15 protein-coding genes are annotated in these 23,382 nt (G+C 54.2%); 4 read left to right on the top strand and 11 right to left on the bottom strand.

The window, feature by feature from the left end; all coding sequences use genetic code 11:
* Window positions 1-18: 18 nt before the first annotated feature.
* The 8 genes from hcp to hutH all read right to left on the bottom strand — a co-directional run bounded on the left by hcp (window position 19) and on the right by hutH (window position 14,324).
* Window positions 19-510 (bottom strand): type VI secretion system effector Hcp, encoded by a 492-nt coding sequence (gene hcp, locus N7922_RS07675; protein ID WP_028019678.1) that lies wholly within the window; start codon window positions 508-510, stop codon window positions 19-21.
* A 13-nt stretch (window positions 511-523) separates the two neighbouring features.
* On the bottom strand, window positions 524-2,239 hold the full coding sequence (locus N7922_RS07670; protein ID WP_263099964.1) for an OmpA family protein: 1,716 nt from the start codon (window positions 2,237-2,239) through the stop codon (window positions 524-526).
* Between the two features lie 3 nt (window positions 2,240-2,242).
* Complete coding sequence (gene tssL / locus N7922_RS07665) at window positions 2,243-2,896, bottom strand: type VI secretion system protein TssL, short form (protein WP_263099963.1); 654 nt, start codon at window positions 2,894-2,896, stop codon at window positions 2,243-2,245.
* Window positions 2,893-4,230 (bottom strand): type VI secretion system baseplate subunit TssK, encoded by a 1,338-nt coding sequence (tssK, locus tag N7922_RS07660; RefSeq protein WP_263099962.1) that lies wholly within the window; start codon window positions 4,228-4,230, stop codon window positions 2,893-2,895. Before tssK ends, tssL begins: the two co-directional genes overlap by 4 nt.
* Window positions 4,231-4,248: 18 nt before the next feature.
* Window positions 4,249-5,799: a type VI secretion system contractile sheath large subunit gene (tssC, locus tag N7922_RS07655; RefSeq protein WP_263099961.1), complete on the bottom strand. Its 1,551-nt coding sequence runs from the start codon at window positions 5,797-5,799 to the stop codon at window positions 4,249-4,251.
* Between the two features lie 35 nt (window positions 5,800-5,834).
* Window positions 5,835-6,332: a type VI secretion system contractile sheath small subunit gene (gene tssB / locus N7922_RS07650; protein ID WP_263099960.1), complete on the bottom strand. Its 498-nt coding sequence runs from the start codon at window positions 6,330-6,332 to the stop codon at window positions 5,835-5,837.
* Between the two features lie 470 nt (window positions 6,333-6,802).
* Entirely contained in the window at window positions 6,803-12,607 is a 5,805-nt protein-coding gene (locus N7922_RS07645) for a hypothetical protein (RefSeq protein WP_263099959.1), read from the bottom strand.
* A gap of 184 nt (window positions 12,608-12,791) precedes the next feature.
* Entirely contained in the window at window positions 12,792-14,324 is a 1,533-nt protein-coding gene (gene hutH / locus N7922_RS07640) for a histidine ammonia-lyase (RefSeq protein WP_263099958.1), read from the bottom strand.
* A gap of 648 nt (window positions 14,325-14,972) precedes the next feature.
* Here hutH and ypdK point away from each other — a divergent pair.
* Complete coding sequence (gene ypdK / locus N7922_RS07635) at window positions 14,973-15,044, top strand: membrane protein YpdK (RefSeq protein ID WP_134318594.1); 72 nt, start codon at window positions 14,973-14,975, stop codon at window positions 15,042-15,044.
* Window positions 15,045-15,103: 59 nt separating this feature from the next.
* Here ypdK and alaC read toward each other — a convergent pair whose 3' ends face one another.
* Entirely contained in the window at window positions 15,104-16,345 is a 1,242-nt protein-coding gene (gene alaC / locus N7922_RS07630; protein ID WP_263099957.1) for an alanine transaminase, read from the bottom strand.
* Window positions 16,346-16,734: 389 nt separating this feature from the next.
* On the opposite strand from alaC, the gene N7922_RS07625 reads away from it, so the two are divergent.
* The gene (locus N7922_RS07625) at window positions 16,735-18,432 is read left to right on the top strand and encodes a sensor histidine kinase (RefSeq protein WP_263099956.1); all 1,698 of its coding nucleotides are present in this window, start codon (window positions 16,735-16,737) and stop codon (window positions 18,430-18,432) included.
* Window positions 18,433-18,444: 12 nt separating this feature from the next.
* Complete coding sequence (locus N7922_RS07620) at window positions 18,445-19,173, top strand: LytR/AlgR family response regulator transcription factor (protein WP_263099955.1); 729 nt, start codon at window positions 18,445-18,447, stop codon at window positions 19,171-19,173.
* On the opposite strand, the gene glk is transcribed toward N7922_RS07620, so the two are convergent.
* A complete protein-coding gene (gene glk / locus N7922_RS07615; protein WP_263099954.1) occupies window positions 19,170-20,135 on the bottom strand; it encodes a glucokinase in 966 nt (321 codons plus the stop codon). The genes N7922_RS07620 and glk overlap by 4 nt on opposite strands.
* 180 nt (window positions 20,136-20,315) lie before the next feature.
* On the opposite strand from glk, the gene N7922_RS07610 reads away from it, so the two are divergent.
* The gene (locus tag N7922_RS07610; protein WP_263099953.1) at window positions 20,316-21,551 is read left to right on the top strand and encodes an ion channel protein; all 1,236 of its coding nucleotides are present in this window, start codon (window positions 20,316-20,318) and stop codon (window positions 21,549-21,551) included.
* Here the strand turns inward: N7922_RS07610 and N7922_RS07605 are convergent, their stop codons facing one another.
* On the bottom strand, window positions 21,552-23,210 hold the full coding sequence (locus tag N7922_RS07605; protein WP_263099952.1) for an alpha-keto acid decarboxylase family protein: 1,659 nt from the start codon (window positions 23,208-23,210) through the stop codon (window positions 21,552-21,554).
* Between the last annotated feature and the right edge of the window lie 172 nt (window positions 23,211-23,382).

Here is a 23,382-nt window from a genome sequence, read left to right as displayed (position 1 = left end):
GCCCTGTCCGCATCGGGCTTACGCCGTGGCGCGTTCGTTCCAGGAATCGGAATGAATGATGTTGCCGTCTTTGTAGGTCCAGGTGATTTTTTCGTAACGCAGTTCGATCTGCTCGAGGTGGTTGTGCTTCTCGAAAGAAGGATCCTTGATGTCGTGCATCACCGGGTTCACTTTCACCACTTTCACGTTTTCCAGTTTGGTGTTGAAGTACTCAACTTCCTGGCCCGCGTCGTTGATTTTGTACCACTTGAACTCCGCAGACTTGAGGGTCTGACCGGTGGTCACCGCCTTGTACAGATACGGGCTGGAGGAGTCGATTTCCTTGGTGAACAGGAACGGGGTGTGGATACGGGTGCCGGTCAGCTTGCCGGTGTTGTTGTCGGTCGGGATGTACAGGTTATGCTGCTGTGCAACCACTTCGATGCTGCCTTCGCGGTCCTGTACGTCAACAGAACCCTTGATGTCCGCGCCGCCGTCGTCTTTCAGCCAAAGATAAACAGGAATTGCCATCGGATTTACTCCATTAATGTTGAGAAACGTCATCATCCTGCGATGACGCCTGTGTGTGGCCCGGTATCTGGCAGGCGTTGGCCTGCGGTACCAGACTGATTTCGACACGGCGGTTGAGCGCACGGCCCTCCGGGGTGTCGTTGGTTGCGACCGGGCGACTTGCGCCATAGCCCTGCACCGCAAAACAGCTTTCCGGCACGTCACCGGTGTCACGCATCCAGTTGCGCACCGCTTCGGCACGTTTCTGAGAGAGCGTCTGGTTCAGCTGCGGGTTGCCGGTGTTATCGGTGTGACCGGCGACCACAATCAGCCAGCCCGGTTTGGCCTTGATGCCCACCAGCGAGTTGACCAGCAATTTGGTGGAGCCCGCTTTCAGCGCCGATTGACCGGAATCGAACAGCGACATACTGTCGAGGCGAATGGTCTTTGGCCCCTGTACGATCTTTTTGATAACTGGCGAGGGTGGCGGTGGCGGAGCCCAATCATTCACGGCCGCTTCAACAGCAGGCACCAGACGCAGCCCCTGATACAGCCCGAGGCGATAGCGCACAGGCTCCCCGCGACGCTGCCAGTCATCCAGCAGTGCGCCATCGGCGCGCAGACGCTGCTGGGCACGGAGTTTCGGCGCAACCGGCGTGCCGGTGAGGTGGTGGTATAAGGCAAGATGGTCGCCGACACTGCGGATCAGGCGCTGGTTGTTCACCCACGACGCCAGCATGGCGAGTGCCAGGAAAATCCCGCCCAGTAATCCGGCATAACGCCAGAACACCATTCTGCGGCTTACGCCACGTCGGCGCGGTAACGCCGGCAGCAGCAGTTCAGGCAACGGCAGTGGCTCTGTGGTGACAACGGCATCCGGTGGCAGCGCCGTCACGGAAGTGATGTGTTGTTGCCAGAGATTGCCCGCGATACCACTCACCGGCACCATGCACATACCCTGCACGCAGGGCTTCATCACCGGCGGTTCGCCCTGTCGTACCGACAGCAGGTCAGTCACCGCGCTGTTTTGCCAGGCAAGCAGACTGTCCAGCCACAGGCCCTGACTCAGGCGCGAAAGGCGTCCGTCTGATCCTGTCACCCGGATCCACTCCATCAGTGACACATTGCCCTGACCGGGCTGATATACCTGAACACCACTCCGCTGGCTGACCGTGGTAAACCAGACCAGTTCCGCGTCAGCACAGACGGCTGGCGGTGACAGCCAGGTCACAGTCCACAGCGGCGGGAGTCGGTCAAGAGCGGCGCGGCACTGCACCACCGCACGCTGCCAGCCGCGCAGGCTCTGGGTAAAATCGACGTCGGAGGTATGGCGCTCAGGCAATATCGCCAGTAACACAGAGATTTGTGACGCCAACGCCGGGCGGATCTGACTCAGGTGTTGGGCAAGCAAGGGCAGCTGTTCTGCGTCTTTTATCCGCAGATACCAGCCCTGACGGGTTTCACGATGCTGTGCAGACTCAGCAAACAGCGCACTGTTATCACCACACACCAGAACAACTGCGCCCTGGAAATCTTCCGGAGGCAGACTCTCGTCCACAATCTCCCTGAGCGCCTGCGCCCGCAGCTGTGATGCCCGGTGCTGACACCAGAGCATCGCCCCGCACGCCAGAACAACCAGCAGGCTGAGCGCCACACGGCTCCCGACCGACAGCGGCCAGAAGCCCAGAATGAGGCACAGCGCCAGCACACCCGCCAGGGCGGTTAACAGACTCAGGTAAACATCACGCATCCTTTACCCCGGTCTGACCGTCTGACTCACCAGTTCGGTGAGGGAGGAAGAGAGGAAGAACCACAGCGCAGCAAGTACCACCGCCCCGAGGATCCAAGACAGCCAGTACAAGCGATGACCACTACGCAAACGAGAAGCCCTGACGACGATGGGTGCATCCTGTGCAAGCGTAAAGGCGGGCACCCGTTCACCCAGCGCACGGACCACGTCTTCACGGCGTTCGTCATCTTGTGCCCGGTACTGGCCGACAAACCCCAGTTGCAGGGTTCGGTACATGCAGGTCAGCACGGCAGTGTCCGGTGCGGACTCTTTCAGCAGGTTGCGGATCCGCTCCCACAGTTCCTCCCCGGCGTTCAGGGTGCCAAAGAAGTGTGCCTGCAGCGGGTCACGGCGCCAGGCCAGATAGCCATCGTCGGTGGTTCCCCGGTTCAGGACACTCTCATCAAGCAGTGCACACAGGGCATACACCATATGGTCACGACTGATGTCATTGTAACCTGCCTCCGTGAGCGCCGCTTTTGCCTCCTGTACCAGACGGCAGGCCCGGCGGTAGAGCCCCTCCCCGTCACGGACTTCCTGACCGCCGCGCAACTGGCTAGCCATCAGCCAGCCCGGGTAGAAAATACGTTCTATCTGGCTGAGTTCGGATTTATTCATGAGCGCAGCACCGCAAAGAGTTCAAGATTTACATCCCCCAGTGAGCGCGGGGTGTAGAAGGTGCAGTTGCCCATCACAAGCATTGCGCGAGCCGCCTCAGTACTCAGATCCAGCGAGAAATACTGGTTCTCAAGGCGCAACGGGATAGCGGCAGGAACATGGGTCAGCGGTTTGATAACCATCCCGCTCAGGGCCACATTCACCACGTCGGACACATCATCAAAGCTGCCCGCTTTACACAGCTGCGGGAATTTCGTCTGAAGTTCGTGGTTTGGCATGGAGGAGCGTACGGAGAGGTAGAAGTCTGCCCCTTCGCGCAGACGCGCATCGTGCAGGGCACCTTTCCAGATCTGATCCTGATGCTCCAGGTGGATGCTCAGCACCCGCGACGGCAGACTCGCTTCCAGCAGCTTATCGAGCAGAGCCAGCAACGGCGGGAATACCCGTTCCGGTGCATCGTGCTGATAAGCTGGGATATCGCCGGCGTCGTGCTCCAGCGAAAACGTCAGCAGGCTGCCCGCCAGACGGGTCAGTTCACGATAAAGCAGCTCAGGATGACGACCCGGGGTCTGCAGCAGTTCGATCAGAACCGGCTCGGCGCTGTTCAGGGAATTAAGCAGCCAGAACAGGGAAACATCGGCCACAGCAAAATCGGCCAGACGCTCGTTACTTTCACGCCGCATCGCCATCAGGCACTTACGCCGCGCCTGTAGGCGGACCAGCAGGTCGCCCAGTTCGGCCACAAGCACAGGGCTTGCCGCAACCGAGAGCATCGGCGGGATAAAGGAGGAATCGCGGCTCCACTGTCCCTGCGCGTTACGTACCAGGCGTGCCACCGGACAGGTCAGGTATGCGGTGTTTTCCTGCGTGGACAAACGCAGCGTGATGGCATTACGCAGAATAGCCAGTTCACCACTTTCATACCCGGCCAACTCCTGAACCACAACGCGTTCAGCTTTCCAGCGGCGCGGGCGCTCGCTGTCCAGACCGTTATCCAGGTTACCGCCGCTGGCACTCAGCAACGGCAGTGCTGCCAGCACGTCGACGACCTCGTTGCCGTGTGCAGCAGATACATCACAGACCGGCGGAAGATTGTCTGCCAGTTCAGTATCTACCGTCGTGCCATCATGGAAACGAACCACCAGACGGGTGGCATTGAGCCGTGATAACGCCAGGGCGGCGTCGTCAAATTCAGCACTTACCACGCCCCAGGGATGGGAAATCCCCATCCCTGCTACCGTATCGGCAATGTGCGCGTCCCAGCGAGCCTGCTGCTGGAACTGTTGCGGGGCCAGAGCAGCCCCGTCCTCCCATAGTGGGCGATATATTTTCATCCCTGATTGTCCCTCGCCTTAAGACCTGGCTTTCGGCATCTGGGAAACCAGCGACAGGTTGACGTCCATGCCTTCCACCTGGAAGTGCGGGACAGCGAACAGTTTCACGCGGAAGAAGCCCGGATTATCCTCAATATCTTCCACCATCACCTTCGCGTCGCGCAGCGGGTGGGAAGCCTGCAGCTCGTCGCCCGGATCGGTCATTTCAGTCACCAGACCGCGCACCCAGGTGTTCAGCTCCAGCTCCAACAGACGGCGGTCTTTGGTGGTGCCGATGTTTTCACGCTGAATCAGCTTCAGGTAGTGCGCGATACGTGACAGCAGGAAGATGTACGGCAGACGCGCGTTGATACGGCTGTTCGCGGTGGCATCAGAGGTGTCATACAGCGCTGGTTTCTGCGTTGAGTTGGCGGAGAAGAAGCACGCGTAGTCGCGGTTTTTGTAGTACGACAGGGGAATGAAGCCGAGGTTGGCGAATTCGAATTCGCGGGTTTCCGGGATCATCACTTCGGACGGGATCTTCACCTGATTACCGGTACCGAGATCATACAGATGGATAGGCAGATCCTGTACTGCGCCGCCCGCCTGCGGACCGCGAATTTGCACGCACCAGCCGTTGTTGATGAAGCTTTTCACCATGTTGGCCGCAAACGCAAAGGAAGCGTTGGTCCACAGGTATTTGTCGTGATCCGGCCCCTTCACTTCTTCGATGTAGTTGAAGCTGCGCACCGGGACGGTGTCCGGGCCATATGGCAGACGACCCAGCACGCGTGGCATGACCAGGCCCAGGTAGCGGCTGTCGTCAGTCTGACGGAAACTTTTCCATTTAATGTACTCCGCGCGATCGAAGTAGTTACCGATGTCTTTGATGGCCGCGACGTCTTCCATCGACTCCTTCTGGAAGAATTTCGGCCCCGCTGAACCGATAAACGGCATATGGGCAGCGGCAGATACTTTGGAGATATTACGCATCAGCGCCACGTCCTGGGCTGAAGCATCAAACTCATACGCTGAGATGACCGCGGCAATAGGTTCACCGCCCGGGGTGTCGTATTCCGCAATGTACGTCTGCTTGTAGAGGCCACTCTGGATAATTTCCGGAGAATCTTCGAAGTCCTGACGCAGTTCGTCTTTGGAGAGGTCGAGAATTTCCAGCTTCACGTTCTGGCGGAAGTCGGTTTTATCGACCAGTGATTTCAGCCCACGCCAGACGGATTCTACTTTCTGGAACTCATCATTGTGCATCACTTCATCAAGCTGACGGCTTATCTGGAAATCCAGTTCGGCAATATGATGGTCAAGCAGGGCTTTATCGAGCTTGTCGACGGCCTGGCCTGATTTTTTCAGGCACTGCATAAAGACCTGAACGGCGGCGGTCACGCGCGCATCGGCAGAGGTTTCCGCCATCACGGTGTTATCTTCAAAGCCATCCAGTTCACCGAGTTTCGATACCGGTGTTAAATTGATTTTGTCGAACAGCGACGCATACACACCGCCTGCAGGCAGTGTTTTTTCAATGGTGGTGCCGCCCGCCTGATTCTGAGATTCATTATTCACTGACATAAGCATTTACTCGTCATTATTCCGTTAAAAGTTTCCAGAAATTAATTCTGGGCCGGCGCAAGTGCATTCAGTTCACTACGCAGTTCATCCGAAAGCGCAGGGTCCTTTAATATAATCTCCAGTTCTTTCCTGAAAGTGACGTTATCCAGAAGATTGGATTTCAAATCACGCAGTAAATTACGCATAGCGAGCATCGCACGGAGCTGAGGAATTTGACGCGCAACCGCTTCTGGCTCAAAATCCTTCATATTCTGAAAGGCCAGTTTCACGTTTTCTTCTGAGCCATCATTGGCGAGGGTGTTTTTAACAGTGAGGTTTACTTCGGGATTGAGATCAGCGAGAACGCTGTTGAAGTTATTTTTATTGATGTTGATTGTTTCGCGTTCCGAAAGCGTCCCTTCCGCCTTGCCGTTGCTGTAGTCACCGACACTGAGAAGCTTCAGGGGGAGTTCAACCTTCTTCTGGGCTCCCCCAGTAACCAGATCCAATTTTATATTTACGCGCGCGCAAGGTATCTCGTTCTGAAATGATTCAGACATAAACATATATCTCCTAAATGAATTAGTCCCTTTGCCGGACCGGGTGTCACCATTTAAAAAGCCGGGGCTTTTTTATTTTAACCAGTGAATTACCATTACGTAAAGCAGACAAACCGGGAATAAAACTACAGGACCAAAGCTCAATAATTAAGCGCTATTTAAATACCGCATACTGACTGGCTTCAAAGGCATCTTCACGCATTTATTTAAATAACATTAAAATCGTTATCCAATAAACTAATAATTTTCACTCATGCGTTACCAGCAAATTTTTACGTGAAAACTCCTAAAAAGATCGAATTGCGGCCTGAATAGTCCAAAATGAAATATACAAAAATATCATGAAATACTCATCCGGCATCTTATATAAGGGAATGGTCTTCTTGTAGGTATCCCGCGTAATCGTGCCATTCACATTTAGAGATCTTCCGGCATATGATCCCTTCCCATGGTGGATTATCACGAATGCGTCAGGCACTCGGCGTGGTTGCCTGTGTCGTGTTCGTCCCGGCGGAATCGGTCAGTTCAAGACCGAATTTTTTAATTTCTTCATCGGTGAAGATACCGGCAACGCTAAAGTCGAGCGCTTGCGCAAGCTGTGTGGCTGTCAAATTGTCCACCAGTTCTTTCATAAAGGCATCCTCTTCATCAACTGAACGGCGTGTTCTGCTACCGGTTGCCAATGTAATCGCCCAGTGTCCGGTCTTCTCATCGCCAACCCACTTGAATTTGAAACTACTGAGCAGTTCATTAATCAGTACGACCAATGAGTCTGCATTGTTCATTTTGGTATAAGCCCGCTCCATAGCCAGAAATAGCGCTCGGGCCTGCGCTATTGCGCGGTCCAGGGTATTTAATGGCGGAAGTTCATTGACCAGATACTCGGCAGATGTTTGTGCTGTACGGCCTAATGTTGCATGCGGACTGAATGATTCCCATCTTGATTCACCGAATCTAAAATGATGCTGTTTTAAATTGGGGAATTTTTTTCCTAAGTCGGCGATATAGGCATAGTCCTCAGACCCAATGGCATGATGGGTCATCTCATGAAGAAGCGTGTTTTTAATCCCTTTCTCTTCTAATACCGTGGGGAAAACTAACATAATGCGTGCGGAAGGATCCCGCTCATAAACAAAAGCCACCGTTTGCGATATATCACCCTCACTTGCTGTAACGGGTACAACACGGCTGAGCTTGGTCTCTTTCACATGATAATGTGCTTGTTGGTAAAGCCGACTCGATAATTCATCAAGCCGTTGATAAGCTTCCCCAAGGATCGTAGCATCGGGCGTATTTAAATACCTGGCCAGCACCACGAGGATCCCATCACGCAATTCTGGCGATGCTTTTGCTTGTCCAAGCAGTGCGGAAAGTTGATCCGCCCGGGTATATGTCTTATTAAACGCCGTTTCAACTTTATCAATATTTTTCGAGGGTATAAATCTCCCCCACCATTTTTTACCCACATTTGCTTTATAGGTTATAAAATCAGGCGCAGCAATTTGGAAGCCACTATTTTGTAATTCGTAGTTATAAAAATTTGTCAGGTTCTTGATTTTAGTGGGGTCTCTGAGATTGAGCGCCAGATCTTGCATGATCGGCCTGAATTTGGTTATATCCGGACCGATCTCTTTCAATAAAGCGGCATATTTCATAATGAGATCGCCTTGCGATAAATTAACCGGCACATCTGCAAAAAACGGAAGGCTCTTCAGAGAAGACTGTAACTCCGGATTTTCTTTTAACGCTTGTCGGATAGAGGCAGAAAGCGATGTTTCTGCTTCCGCACCTTTTTCCACGCCAAGCGTTTTCTCAAAAAATTCCTGCATATCATCGAAATCCAACCCCGTGCTTTTCACGCTATTTTTGTATTCTTGCGAGGTATAAATCAGTACCCCATCCACGGGATAATCTTTTAGTGGGAGATTACTCACTGCTTCCGTCATAGGCTCAAACTCTTCAAATAACTCTGAAAAATCAGCATCATTTTTGACATCATAATAGCCAGTCACATCATCAGTCTGCTTACTTTTCTTAATCACTGTTTGGAGCCATTCATTCTCATCAAAATAAATATATGAGAATTCATTATTATCGGAAAACATCTGTACCACCACCCGATCATTACCTCTTCTCCCTTGCACAAAGTATTGGTTAATCACTTCATCCGTAGTGCTTCCTTTTTTCCATCGGGTGAGGATACGGATATCAGATTTAAATCCCAATTCGCGCATTTTACTGATCACTTTTTTGGCAGTTTTTGATTGCTTCAGCAAGCCCTCCCCCGCAATGTTGTTTGCCGCAGCGCCAGCCCCGGTATCCGTCTGCTGTTTCGATGATCCGGCAGCAGCGTCTGTTTTGTCAGACGGTTTCGTTTTCACGGAGGGGCGTGCCGTGTCCGACGCTTTTAACGTCTCGACGACCTTATCGAGATCGCTGCGCGCTTCTTTGCTGATCGTCGTCACCGTATCCGGTACTTTGCGCAGACGCCGGATACCGGTTTTGGTCATTACTTGTACCAGCTTTTCCTTCACTACCCGGTACAAGTCGGGCAGCGTTTCCTTCACCGCCGTATTCCCCAGACGCGCCAGCCGCCGGGTGCCTTTCACCACGCCGCCTATTGCAGGCCCAGCCAGATTACCCCCCAGCTCAAACGCCGCCGCCATCACCATCGAACGGATATACAGCTCACGCTCTTCCTCATCATCTGCCAGCGACGCAAGCACAGCCGTTGGCACAACCTCTCCCAGCAGGGTGACCGCCAGAGATGCCGCAACCCATGGCAGAGCAGGGCCGCCCAGCATTACGCCACCGACCATAAGTAGCACCCCGGAGAGAATGGCCAGCGTATTTATCAATTCGAATGCAACGGCCCGTTTATGCTCCGCAGACGAGTAAATAAGATCGTCGTAAAGGTCGACAAGATCCTTGCGATGCATATCGATAAGCTTGTCGAAGAGCACATCCGGCGTTTTTGCATAGGTGATAAAAGGTGGGTAGTAATCTGATGAAGACACTTCGGAGGTCATGTCCATAGAGTATGCTGGTGCATCATAGTGCTCTGCGCGATAGTCATAACTGTCGTCCACTTTCGCCAGCGCCTTCCCCGTCCGGATCGTCCGGTGTTTCTCCATAAAGGCCTTTATCGCGGGGTATTTTTCAATCACCACGCCAGGGGAAACCTTTCTCCCTCTCCCTTCCTTATGTACTTTGCCGGCAAATCCAGGCCACGGCACTTCACAATAATCATTGTTCCACAGTGACAGTAGCACGCCGATTTTCTTTTGCTTGGGAACGAGAGAAGGTGAAACCGGAATAAAAATCACATCAGCAAGGGTGACACCATGCCACTCCACGCTTTCCGCTTTGGTCTCGCCTTTGAGAAAACTTTCAACCGCATCGATATAGCGCTGATGGTACTCTCCCTGGGAAGCCTTCGATACGCGGTTTTTTCTGTCGATATACGCCAGTGCCGCTCGATCCAACATAAACTTATAGGCTTTCCTGGCCTTTTGTCCGCCCTCGGGGTTGTTCAGGTCAAACTCATCCTGGATTCGCCAGTCAGCAAAATCCCCCATATTGCCCAGACGTTCCTTCAGCGCACTGGGAAACGAGGAGGGCCATTCAATCACATCGTCGGTATAGGATGTTCCGTAATCTCTGCGCGGCACCCCCCTGGCAATGTCGACCAGCGTGTAGCTGCGGGAAGGAATAGTGGTGGTCAGTTTCCCCTTTACATCCATGCCGACCCCGGCTTTGAGTACAACCGGACGGGAAGTGATTATTGACTGATCGGACCATTTATCTTCCAGCCCATACATCTCCAACGACTCCCGGACAAAGGCCGTCATATAGCGATCCGGGTGGAGGATGTTTTCCCCCAAAAAGTCGGTCAAATCTGCTATCCGCCGATCCAATATCGTTTTCAGCTTATCCAGCATATATTTATCGGCACTGAAACGCTCAGGCATCGGTTCGGCCTGTTCGGCTTGCTGGTGGACGTTTTCCCAATCCACTCCGGTAAGCAACGCGTGTTCCGTCGATACGGTTGTATTGCCCACAGTCGCAGGCTGCGAGGTTGCCGTTTCACTGGTGTGCCGCGCCTCCATTGCCCACAACAGCGGCAACGCCTCCACTATCGACTCATTATATAACTCGAAATATTTCGACTGGGTTTGCTCATTCCAAAGAAGGAAAATGTGCTCTTTAATTATCTTGTTCAACTCCTCATCCAGCACGGCAAAATCATAAGCGGCAACCATATCGTCGTTTTCAAGCGCATGTAGCAGGCGTTTGACCGTCAGGATACTCCACGCGGTATAGAGCGTGACCAGGTCCACATGACCTGTATCGTCCCGAATAAGGTCCACCAGGCTTATCAGCATGATTTTGAGATACTGCGGAAATGTCCCGGAAAATCGGGATCGATCAATAAGATCGACATAAGACAGGCTGTATTGCCCAAAGAACACTTCCGATGCCGGTATATCCGTGCTGAATGACAATGACGTATTTTTCATGATATCTGTCGACGGTCTGTCAGCACTGTAGGTAGCCAACCGCGCGGTACGCTCCGCGAGTTTTTTACTTTTGGCAGCATATTCCTTCAGTTCGCCCGCATCCATCGCGTTACCTTCCCAGTCATCGTTCAGCCTGTTGGTCAGCGTTTCAAGGCGCTGCACAAGTACTTCCTCATCTCTGGCCTCCTCCACATTCATATGAAGCAGCCCCATGCCCCAGTCATACAGCGCTCTGCGGTAAAGCTGAAGGTAATAACGTCCCAGATGTAGCCAGCGTTCATCGGGTAGTTCTGCAGACTTCGCGCCTGAATGCGGATCGTAGATGCTCGCAATGGACTCCTCTTCAATCTCCTGCTGAAATTCTTGCCTGAAGGTCCCGACCTGCAATTCATCCATTCTTGTGAACCACGCATCTGCGAGCGGGAAGCTCTCTCTGGGCACATACAGACTGCCCCGATCACCCAGTTTGGGGCCTTCGCTCAGCATCAAAAATATCGATTTTTCTAAGGTGCCATTCTTGGCTGCTTTATATTCTTCGGCCCAGTATGCACTGCGTGACGAGGGGTCTGCTGTCGCGTTGGCTGGTACGGTCATGTTTGCTGATGCGGTCGCGTTGGCTGGCGCTGTTGCCTCCGTTGTCACGAACGGATCTACCAGTATCTTTTTCACTCTGATACCTCGCGAAACCTGGGGCTCCGCCATCAGATGTGACCTTTTAACGCGAGATTTCGCAGCCAGGGAGGCTTCCTCTGCCATCACGGTCGTGCTTTCCGGCTGCTGGCTGGCACTATCCGTGCTGCTGAATGCAGATGAGGCAATGTTATCTTCCACCAGTTCCGCGACTATCGCTTCCAGCTCTGCAATATCACCAGGGCTGAAGGGTGATACGGCCTCAACCGGCGAAGCCGCGTTTCGTTCAGGAAAGAGCGAGTTAATCAACTCCCGCTCGTCCTCAGTTAACATCCCGGTCAGTTCAGCCAGACGTTCATAAGCAGAGGCATTTTCATCATTACTGCGACCAAACATCGAATACCAGGCGTATGATAGCCCTGCCAGCAGAGCGGAAGCGCCAACTGCTTGCGCAGCCCCTCGCGGGGAGATCTGCGATGCTGCAGCAGCCATGAGCAGGCCGGTTGTACGGGTCATATCGGCAATACGATCGCTTATACCCGGCCGTGCTGCCTGAGTGGCTACCCCCGCTCCGCCCAGCATCGTCATGGCGATATACGTCGGTGCAGCGCGATCGCCGGCAGACGCAGTGCCAGGTGCCAGCGACGTATCGTATGTTGATGGGGTATAGGTCGTTTCCTCCTCCGGCTTCGCTATCACCTCTGCTTCTGCCTCTGGAGCTGGCTCACGCACTTTCGCTTCTGCCTCCGACAGCGATTTTCGCGTCGCCGGCCCCGCTTTTACAACACCGGTCTCCTGCTGACGGGTTCGCGCCCTCTCCACCGGGATCCCGGTTCCCAGAACATTCAGCACATACAACATCAGTGTTAAGCGCTCAGCCAGATTTCGTGCGCGAAAGACAGGCAATGGCGGCAGGGGCGCTGCTGCAGCTTCCGCTGCCAGTCGGGCGTCCCGCTCATCAAATTCGTAGCGGATCCAATCCTCCACCGAAGCGAATCCTGGGATCCCCAAAGTGCGTTCGGCTATGGCGCGCCTGCCACGGTTATGCCTCCTTTCGCCTCGTTTCTTCGGATGTGCATATTTCGCTCTTTTGACTTTTTCAAAGGGAGGGGCATGTCTGGGCATCACGCTTTCCTCATGATTGAGGGTGAGTGAAAGAGAAATGGCCGGAAATATATAAAATTAAAAATAGCAATAGTCAGACAACAACTACTGGTCTGTTCCGCGAATTGGGATATTTCATTAAGGTTAATGCACAGGACCCGGAGCCAGGGAAATTCCCCCTGGCCGGTTGCAGAAACAGCGGTGATCAAATCTGACTGGGTAGCACAGCCGGCAGCAGTGGCATCAAACGCCGCGCAGCCAGAAGCGCCGTGGCCTTTTCGATGTCGGGTGCGAAAAACCGGTCTTTTTCGTAGTGCGAAACCTGCTCGCGCAGCAGGTGGCGCGCCTGTTCCAGCAGTGGACTACTGGTTAACCCTTCGCGCATATCCAGCCCCTGGCAGGCGGCCAGCCACTCCACCGCAATCACACCACGGGTGTTGGCGGCCATCTCCCATAAGCGGCGACCGGCAGCCGGTGCCATCGACACGTGATCTTCCTGATTCGCTGAGGTCGGCAAACTGTCCACACTGTGCGGATGCGCTAACGCTTTATTTTCGCTCGCCAGCGCCGCAGCGGTTACCTGTGCAATCATAAAACCGGAGTTTACACCGCCATTTTTCACAAGGAACGGCGGCAGTTGCGACATATGGCTGTCCATCAGTAACGCTATGCGCCGCTCTGCCAGCGCACCGATTTCCGCAATCGCCAGCGCAATATTATCCGCCGCCATCGCCACCGGCTCCGCATGGAAATTGCCGCCGGAGATCACCTCGTTTTCCGCCGCAAACACCAGCGGGTTATCCGACACCGCGTTAGCTTCCGTCAGCAGAACATCGGCGGCGTTACGCAATTGTGTCAGACACGCACCCATCACCTGTGGCTGGCAGCGCAACGAATAGGGATCCTGCACCTTATTGCAGTTGTGATGCGACTGCGAAATGGCGCTATCGTCGGTCAGCACGTGGCGATAAAGCGCCGCAGCGTCAATCTGCCCGCGTTGCCCGCGCACCTCGTGAATACGGGCATCAAACGGGCGGCGAGATCCCAGTGCCGCTTCCGTGGTCAATGACCCACACACGACCGCAGCAGCAAACAGATCTTCCGCTTCAAACAGCCCGCGCAACGCAAATGCCGTAGAGGTCTGCGTGCCATTGAGCAGAGCCAGTCCCTCTTTCGCCGCCAGCGTTAACGGCGAGAGTCCGGCGTGTTTCAACGCCTCAACAGACGGTAACCATTCGCCCTGCCAGCGCGCTTTACCTTCACCGAGTAGCGTGAGCGACAGATGGGCAAGCGGCGCCAGATCTCCGGATGCGCCTACCGAACCTTTCGCCGGGATCCACGGATAAACCCCGGCATTGACCATTGCCACCAGCATCTGGATCACTGGCAACCGGATACCGGAAAAACCACGCGCCAGGCTGTTAATTTTTAACACCATGATCAGGCGCGCCATGGCGTCGTCCAGCGGTTCACCTACTCCCGCAGCATGAGAAAGCACCAGTGAACGCTGGAGGTTTTCCAGATCTTCACTGGCAATACGCGTCTGCGCCAGCAAACCAAAACCGGTGTTAATGCCATAGGCTGTACGCCCTTGCGCCATGATGGCATTCACGCAAGCCACGCTGTCATCAATGGCGGCAAACGCGCTTTCATCCAGCGTAAGATGCAGCGGGTGGCTATAAATATCACGCAGTTGCGCCAGTGTCAGTTGGCCGGGAATAAGGGTGAGATTCTTCATGCCTGGTAAAGTCCCTGAGTTGCTGCGTTTTCAGGCTGCGTGCGGCGCACCTGAAAAACACGGTGAGTATATAAACACATATACTTGTCTATACAAATACACGCAAGTCATGATTTAACATAAAAGATACAATTTTTTTATAGTGCGCCAGTAATCACGATTTCACAGTTGCTCGCATACCGGCATAAAAACCGTCCGCATAAACGCAGTGGACATGTGCCCAGGCAGGCGGGTGTTTGTGCATTTTTTTGCATGTCATTTTTATTGCACTTTTAAGACCCGAAAATCCTGGTTGCCGGAGAGTGTGAGATAGCTCAAAAAATTAGCCTTATAAATCAGGCGGAAATGAAGCGTTTCAGCAAGGATTTTATCCGTCGCTCAAGCGCAATTTATTTAGCAATGAAATTAATGTGTCGCCAAAGCCCGACACAACGTAACTCACTAAAATTAAATAAAAAAAACCCTCTTGTAAGGGCAAAAAATTAAGCGTACATTAGCCCCGTTTGGTGAGGAATCACCCAAGATTCTGAGATGGAGCTGTGGCCGAAAGGGAGAAAATTTTCATTTTCGTTTTGGCGTAGTTTCACCTCTCTATACTCAGTCCTGATAGGTCATGAATGCATACATAACGTATGCGGAGCGATGAACGTGAAATATTTCTTTATGGGCATTTCGATGATGGTCATTGTTTGGGCCGGCACATTCGCCCTGATGATCTGACCTGAGCGTATTGATGCAGAAAAAAAGGAGCCTTTTGGCTCCTTTTTTTATTGATTCGGTTAAGGTTCAATGTCTTCCGCAGTGCTTTTAGGCACGGCCGCAAGCAGAGCATCAGCGCGGAACATACTCTTAATACCCCGTACCGCCTGGCGAATACGATCGCGGTTCTCAATCAGCGCGAAACGCACATGGGTATCGCCGTAATCACCAAAACCAATCCCCGGCGACACGCATACCTTGGCGTCTTTCAGCAACTTCTTGGCAAATTCGAGCGACCCCATTGCGGCATACGGCTCCGGAATTTTCGCCCATACGTACATGGACGCTTTCGGCATTTCGACCATCCAGCCAGCTTCATGCAAGCCTTTCACCAACACGTCGCGGCGGCGCTTGTACTGCGCGGCAATGTCGCGTACGCACTGTTGATCCCCTTCCAGCGCCGCGATAGCCGCCACCTGCAACGGCGTAAACGTCCCGTAGTCGTGGTAACTTTTGATACGCGCCAGCGCGTTAACCAGTACCGGATTGCCAACCATAAAACCAATACGCCAACCCGCCATATTGTAGCTTTTCGACAGGGTAAAGAATTCGACCGCGACATCGCGTGCGCCGGGCACCTGCATGATTGACGGCGCTTTCCAGCCATCATAAACAATGTCGGCATAAGCCAGATCGTGCACCACCAGCACATCGTAGCGTTTTGCCAGCGCCACCACTTTCTCAAAGAACTCCAGCTCCACACACTGCGCTGTCGGGTTGGACGGGAACCCGAGGATCATCATCTTCGGCTTCGGGTAACTTTCGCGGATCGCACGTTCCAGTTCGTTGAAGAAATCGACGCCTTCCACCAGCGGCACAGAACGCACCTGCGCGCCCGCAATCACCGCGCCATAGATATGAATGGGGTAGCTTGGGTTTGGCACCAGCACCGTATCGCCATGATCCAGCGTGGCCAGCATTAAATGCGCCAGTCCCTCTTTCGAGCCAATTGTCACAATGGCTTCGGTTTCCGGATCGATATCCACCTGATAGCGATCCTGATACCAGCGGGAAATCGCCCGACGCAGACGCGGTATACCGCGCGAAGTGGAGTAACCATGCGTATCCGGGCGCTGCGCCACAGTACAGAGTTTCTCGACAATATGCGGTGGCGTCGGGCCATCCGGATTCCCCATGCTGAAATCAATAATGTCTTCGCCGCGCCGACGCGCAGCCATTTTCAGTTCAGCAGTGATATTAAAAACATAAGGGGGAAGACGATCGATACGCGTAAAACGGCGTTCAGGACTGAAGTCAGCCATAGATTCCTCGGGATAACGTGAGCGCCCGGACCGTCCGAGCGACGTCGCCGCGATTGCGGCGTGCTAAGAACATAGCCCGAAAAATTTCCTGCTGTCGAGAGGGAAAGAAAAAAATAATCCGCTGGCGAAAAAGGGGAATACAAAAAACCTGATCTGAGTGCAACGCTATCCTCTTATTACTAAATCAGATAAATATTTTAACAATATGATATCAATAAAATTACCTTGCATTTTCATCAACGCTCCGTCTTCGCTTACACGCTTTCGACGCTTATTAATCCCCTTTTGAAATAGTGGTTTTTCCTCATTCACTCAATGAATGTCCCGGCTGGTCATCCGGGCCGCAGTTTTTTATCATAGCTTTTTGACGCCTTTCACATGAGTTTCCCGTGCACGAAATATTCGACATGTTGCTGGCGGTTTTCGATCGCGCGGCGTTGATGCTGATCTGCCTGTTTTTCCTGATCCGTATCCGCCTGTTTCGCGAGCTGCTGCATAAAACCGCCCACTCCTTCAAAGAGTTACTGGGCGTAACCGCCATCTTCTCAATGTTCGCACTGTTCAGTACCTGGTCCGGCGTTCCCGTGGAAGGTTCGCTGGTCAACGTGCGTATCATTGCGGTGATGTCCGGCGGCATTCTGTTTGGCCCGTGGGTCGGCATCATTACCGGCGTGATTGCCGGGGTGCATCGCTACTTGATTGATATTGGTGGGGTTACGGCGATTCCCTGCTTTATCACCAGCATTATTGCCGGGATCATGTCTGGCGTAATTAACCGCAAGATCCCGAAAGCGCAACACTGGCGCGTGGGGATTATCGGCGGCATGATCTGTGAAAGCCTCACCATGATGCTGGTGGTGGTATGGGCGCCGTCCACCGCGCTTGGCCTCGATATCGTCTCCAAAATCGGCGTGCCGATGATCCTGGGCAGCGTCTGTATCGGGTTTATTGTGCTGCTGGTGCAGAGCGTTGAAGGGGAAAAAGAGGCCATTGCCGGGCGTCAGGCGAAACTGGCGCTGGATATCGCCAATAAAACGCTGCCGCTGTTCCGTAACGTTAACAGCGAATCTCTGCGCCAGGTGTGCGATATCATTCGCCGTGATATCGACGCCGACGCGGTCGCGATTACTAATGTTGACCATGTTCTGGCCTATGTCGGCGTTGGGGAAAATAATTACCGCGACAGTGACGACATCATCAGCCCTACCACGCATCAGGCGATCAATACCGGCGAAATCATCATTAAAAACAATGATGAAGCGCACCGCACGCCGGAAATTCACTCTATGCTGGTGATCCCGCTGCGTGAGCAGGGCATCGTTACCGGGACGCTGAAAATCTACTACTGCCACGCTCACCAGATCACCTCATCACTACAGGAGATGGCCGTCGGGTTATCACAAATTATCTCCACCCAACTGGAAGTGTCCCGCGCCGAACAGTTGCGTGAGATGGCAAATAAGGCAGAACTGCGCGCATTGCAGAGCAAAATTAACCCGCACTTCCTCTTTAATGCCCTGAATGCCATCTCGTCATCCATTCGTCTTAATCCGGACACCGCCAGGCAATTGATTTTCAATTTGTCGCGTTATTTACGCTATAACATTGAATTAAAAGACGATGAGCAGATAGATATCAAAAAAGAGCTGTACCAGATTAAAGATTACATTGCGATTGAACAGGCGCGCTTTGGCGACAAACTGACGGTCATTTACGACATTGACGAAGAGATCGGTTGCGAGATCCCCAGCCTGTTGATCCAGCCGCTGGTGGAAAACGCCATCGTGCATGGCATTCAGCCCTGTAAAGGCAAAGGGGTGGTAACCATTAGCGTAGAAGAGTGCGGCAACCGCGTGCGAATTGCCGTGCGTGATACCGGAAATGGCATATCGCCGGAGATGATCGCTCGCGTAGAAGCCGATGAAATGCCCGGCAATAAAATTGGTCTGCTGAATGTTCACCAGCGCGTGAAACTGCTTTACGGCGAAGGGTTACATATCCGCCGCCTGACGCCGGGAACGGAAATCGCGTTCTACGTGCCGCGCCAGTCGACGCCCACGCCCTCGATTGCCGCGCTGTTGCCTTAACGGGAGATGTGAATGAAAGTCATCATTGTTGAAGATGAAATCCTGGCGCAGCAGGAGCTAAGCTGGCTGATTAAAGCACACAGTCAGATGGAGATTGTCGGCACGTTTGACGACGGTCTCGACGTCCTGAAGTACCTGCAACACAATAAAGTCGACGCCATTTTTCTGGATATCAACATCCCGTCGCTGGACGGTGTATTGCTGGCGCAGAACATCAGCCAGTTCGCCCACAAACCGTTTATTGTGTTTATCACTGCCTGGAAAGAGCATGCGGTCGAAGCGTTCGAGCTGGAAGCGTTTGACTACATCCTCAAACCTTATCAGGAATCACGCATTATCAGCATGTTGCAAAAGCTGGAAAACACGTGGCAACAACAAACCGGCACAGCCGCTAACCCGCAACCGCGGGAAAATGCGACCATCAATCTGGTGAAAGACGAACGCATTATCGTCACCAGCATTCACGATATTTATTATGCGGAAGCGCATGAAAAGATGACCTTCGTCTACACGAAGCGGGAGTCTTACGTGATGCCGATGAACATCACCGAGTTTTGCAGCAAACTGCCGACGGCGCATTTCTTCCGTTGCCACCGCTCCTACTGCGTCAATCTGGATAAGATCCGCGAAATAGAGCCATGGTTTAACAATACCTATATTTTGCGGCTGCGCGACCTGGAGTTTCAGGTGCCCGTCAGCCGCAGTAAGGTAAAAGAGTTCCGGCAGTTAATGGCGCTCTAGAGATAGTAGCCCAGCGTCTGGCGCAGGTGCGCGCCCGCGCCTAACAGCCCCGGATTATCGTGGACGATAAGGTAAACCGGAATATCCTCGACGTAGGATTTAAAGCGGCCTTTATCTTCAAAGCCGCCGCGAAAACCGGAAGCGGTAAAGAAATCGAGGAAGCGCGGCACAATGCCACCAGCAATGTAGACGCCGCCAAAGGTGCCAAGGTTCAGCGCCAGGTTGCCGCCAAAGCGCCCCATAATGACGCAGAACAGCGACAGCGCACGGCGACAATCGATGCAGCTATCCGCCAGCGCGCGCTCGGTTACGTCTTTCGGTTGCAGATTTTCCGGCAGACGCCCGTCGGATTTCACAATCGCGCGGTAGAGGTTCACAAGCCCCGGGCCGGACAGCACGCGCTCTGCGGAGACATGGCCAATCTCACCGCGCAGCTCTTCGAGGATAATCCCCTCTTCTTCGCTGTTGGGGGCGAAATCCACATGACCGCCCTCACCCGGCAGGCTCACCCAGCGTTTATCCACATGCACCAGATGCGCGACGCCAAGACCAGTTCCCGCACCGTAAACAGCGATCGGCTTGCCTTCCACCGGCTGCGCGCCGCCAAACTGGATCAGATGTTCTTGTTTCAGCATCGGGATCGCCATCGACACAGCCGTAAAATCGTTAATGATTTCCAGATGCGCGAAACCGAGGTTTTTCTTCATTTCTGCGATGGAAAAAGCCCAGGTATGGTTGGTCATCGCCACCCAGTCATCGGTGATCGGGCAGGCAATGGCGATACAGCCGTCTTCCACACTCACGCCGTGCTCATCAAGGTACACTCGCACCACGGCTTCCAGGCTTGGGTAGTCGAGGCCGGAGTAAGTCTTGGCCCGGGAGATGACGCCGCTGTCGACATCGCACAACGCTAAGCGCGCGTTGGTGCCGCCTACGTCGCCCACTAAAGCATATTTTGTCATTCTTTTACGGCTCCGCTAAAGTCAGAATAAATCTTTGGCACACTGTAAATTCAAGGCGCTTTAACGACAATGACCATAACACGAGCGCCCCAGGATTATCGATCTTCGTCACAGATTAACGCCGTGGTTTCGGCTCTGTTAGCAGCCACTGCGACCCTCTTCCGGTAAAAGGACATAAGCATGCTCCATCCGCGAGCCAGAACCCTGTTATTGCTGGCGCTGCCCGCACTGACGATCGGCATAGCCTCAAGCCTGGTATTACTGCTGGTGATGAAAATCGCCAACCTGCTGCAATCCATTTTATGGTTCGGCATTCCCTGGCGGTTGGGGGTCGATCCGGACTCTCCCGGCTGGATCCTGCTGATGTTGACGCTAACGGGCGTTGCCGTGGGGCTGGTGATCCGCTTTAGCGCCGGTCATGGCGGCCCGGATCCGGCGACCGAACCCTTGATCAGTGCGCCGGTTGCCGTCAATGCGCTGCCGGGTCTGGTACTGGCGTTGATTCTTGGGCTGGCGGGCGGCATCAGCCTCGGGCCTGAACACCCGGTAATGGTGCTGAATATTGCGCTGGCAGTGGCGATTGGCGCGCGCGCATTTCCACGAGTCGCCCCGCTGGACTGGACGATTTTAGCCTCTGCGGGCACACTCGGCGCGCTGTTTGGCACCCCGGTCGCCGCGGCGCTGATCTTTTCACAAACGCTGACCGCCAGTAACGATGTGCCGTTGTGGGACCGTCTGTTCGCCCCGCTGATGGCCGCCGCTGCTGGCGCGCTGACCACCACGGTGCTGTCGCATCCCCATTTCACCTTACCGATTCCCCATTATCCGCAGTTGCACATCGTCGATATCATCAGCGGCGCGGTCGTCACCGCGTTCGCCATCGCGCTGGGGATGGTTGCAGTCTGGTGTTTACCTCGCCTGCACCAGCTTATGCAGCGGCTAAAAAACCCGGTGCTTGTGCTGGGCATTGGCGGGTTTCTGCTCGGTATTCTGGGCATTATTGGCGGTAATATCACGCTGTTTAAAGGGCTGGATGAGATGCAGCAACTGGCCTTTGCGCAGACATTCACCGTCAGCGATTATTTGCTGTTTGCGGTGGTAAAACTGGCGGCGCTGGTGGTGGCAACGGCTTGCGGATTCCGCGGTGGGCGTATTTTCCCGGCGGTGTTCGTCGGGGTGGCGCTGGGTCTGATGCTGCACCAGCATGTAGACGCGGTACCGGCAGCGGTGACCATCTCCTGTGCGGTGCTCGGCCTGGTACTGGTGGTCACGCGGGATGGCTGGTTAAGCCTGTTTCTTGCCGCGGTCGTGGTGCCGGACACCACGTTGCTGCCGTTGTTATGCATCGTGATGCTTCCTGCCTGGCTGCTGCTGGCCGGGAAGCCAATGATGATTGCTCCCCGGCGGGACAAGTGATCACTGATTGTTGCGCGCCTCAAGCGATCGGGTGACGTCGCGCAGCAAATCAGGGAGATCGCTCTTCGGCAACATCACTTCTATCAGCGCGAGGCGGTGATGATGGGCGGCGGCTTCCAGCGCCTCAGCCAGTTGCACGGTTTCGCTGACCCGCCAGCACTCGGCCTGGCCATCATGGCTGAGTGCATGTGGAATGTGCGTCCAGTTCCAGCGCGCAATGTCGTTATAACGCTGCTGCGCGCCTTGAATGGCGCGTTCCACCGTATAGCCATCATTATTAAGCAAGACAATGATGGGCCGCAGGCCGTCACGCAGCATTGACCCCAGTTCCTGAATGGTTAACTGAGCCGCACCATCGCCACTGAGCAAAATCACCCGCCGTTCCGGGCAGGCGGTTTGCGCGCCAAACGCGGCGGGCAGACAAAAACCGATCGATCCCCATAGTGGCTGCACCAGAAAATCGACCTCCGCAGGCAAGCGCAGACCCGCCGCGCCAAACGCAGCGGTTCCCTGATCGGCCAGGATGATATCGCCAGGGCGGATAAAATCTTGCAACGTTTTCCAGAGTGTTGACTGGTCCAGCGTCCCCTGATGCACACGGTGCGGCGCGTCAGTGTGATTAACCGGCTTAAGCGGGTTACGCGGATGATGGCGACACACCGAAATCAGCGTATTCACCGCGTCGCGCATCGACACGCCGCTAAACCAGGTTTCCCCTACCCGTGCGGCGAACGGCTGAATGTCGATAGTGCGTTCCCGCGGCAATTGCTGACTAAACCCGGCGGTCAGCGTATCGGTAAAGCGTGTGCCCACGCAAACCACTCTGTCCGCACCTTCTATGGCTTCGCGCACGACCAGCGGGCTTGCCGCACCGCTGTAAGTGCCCACAAACCCGGGTTGCGTTTCATCAAACAGCCCTTTGCCCATCAGCATCGTGGCATGAGGTACAGGGAAATCGCGTATCCAGCATTGCAACATTTTCTGTACGCCGAAGCGACGGGCAAGGAAATCCGCCAGTAGCGCAACCCGTGGGCTACCCGACATCAGCGCCTGCGCATGACGGCGAAACGCATCAAGGCGCATTTCGTCGGACTGAACCGAGGGAAAAGTGAAAGCGTTTACAGGCGGTATCGCCGCCATTTTGGCGACATCAGCCGGTAACATCAGATAACCGGGGCGGGACTCCGCCAGCATGGTGCTGATAACCCGGTCGATTTCATAGCAGGCGTTTTGCGCCGTTAAAATGGCGCGCGCGGCGGTAACCGGTTCGCTCATCCGCCAGAAGTGGCGAAAATCCCCGTCGCCGAGCGTATGGTGCAGTAGCTCTCCGCGCTGCTGCACCGTGCTACACGGGGCGCCAACAATATGCAGCACTGGCACATATTCAGCAAAACTGCCGGCAATGCCGTTAATGGCGCTTAGTTCCCCCACGCCAAAGGTGGTAAGCAATGCGCCAGCCCCCCGGCAACGCCCATAGCCATCGGCAGCATAGGCGGCGTTAAGTTCGTTGGCGCAGCCAACCCAGTGGACCGTTGGATGTTGAATCACGTGATCGAGAAATTGCAGGTTATAGTCGCCCGGCACGCCGAACAGATGGTGAATGCCACAGCCAGCGAGCCTGTCCAGCAGATAGTCGGCAACAGAGTAATCGGTTTGCATGACATTGATCCTTCCAGACTTTGGTTCTTCACTGAGTATTGAAGAACTGTGATGAGAGTCCAGGATACGCGCCATATCGGAGGTGGAAAGCAAGCTTTACGATAACGCCCGGTGTACTCTCATTGGTCCAGCGATGTAAACGCATACACTGACGACACGATGACTTAAAAGG

Source organism: Kosakonia sp. ML.JS2a, assembly GCF_025642095.1.
Classification (GTDB): domain Bacteria; phylum Pseudomonadota; class Gammaproteobacteria; order Enterobacterales; family Enterobacteriaceae.
This window is presented reverse-complemented; position numbering and strand designations above follow the sequence as displayed.